This is a genomic window from Pseudomonas sp. 2995-1, assembly GCF_002742505.1.
GTDB classification, from domain to species: Bacteria; Pseudomonadota; Gammaproteobacteria; order Pseudomonadales; family Pseudomonadaceae; genus Aquipseudomonas; species Aquipseudomonas sivasensis.
In genome coordinates this window covers 1-329 of sequence record NZ_LJSA01000149.1, presented here as the reverse complement: position 1 = coordinate 329, position 329 = coordinate 1, and the positions used below count along the sequence as shown (strand labels likewise).

At 55.6% G+C, this 329-nt stretch carries 3 tRNA genes; all 3 read left to right on the top strand.

Annotated elements, in window-relative coordinates:
• The first annotated feature begins 2 nt into the window (after positions 1-2).
• The 3 genes from AOA61_RS00455 (at position 3) to AOA61_RS00445 (ending at position 328) form a co-directional block, all read left to right on the top strand.
• Positions 3-79 (top strand) — tRNA-Pro (locus AOA61_RS00455).
• Positions 80-84: 5 nt separating this feature from the next.
• Positions 85-160 (top strand) — tRNA-Lys (locus AOA61_RS00450).
• Positions 161-254: 94 nt separating this feature from the next.
• Positions 255-328 (top strand) — tRNA-Pro (locus AOA61_RS00445).
• Position 329: the final 1 nt, after the last annotated feature.

Here is a 329-nt window from a genome sequence, read left to right as displayed (position 1 = left end):
ACCGGGGTATAGCGCAGTCCGGTAGCGCGCCTGCTTTGGGAGCAGGATGTCGGGAGTTCGAATCCCCCTACCCCGACCATTTTTGGGTCGTTAGCTCAGTTGGTAGAGCAGTTGGCTTTTAACCAATTGGTCGTAGGTTCGAATCCCACACGACCCACCATTTTTGAGACCAGTTAGCGCTGGGATCGAATCTTAAGATCAGAGGCCAAAAGCGCTGATCGAAGAAGGCGACTGAGAGGTCGCCTTTTTTTTACCGGGGTATAGCGCAGTCCGGTAGCGCGCCTGCTTTGGGAGCAGGATGTCGGGAGTTCGAATCCCCCTACCCCGAC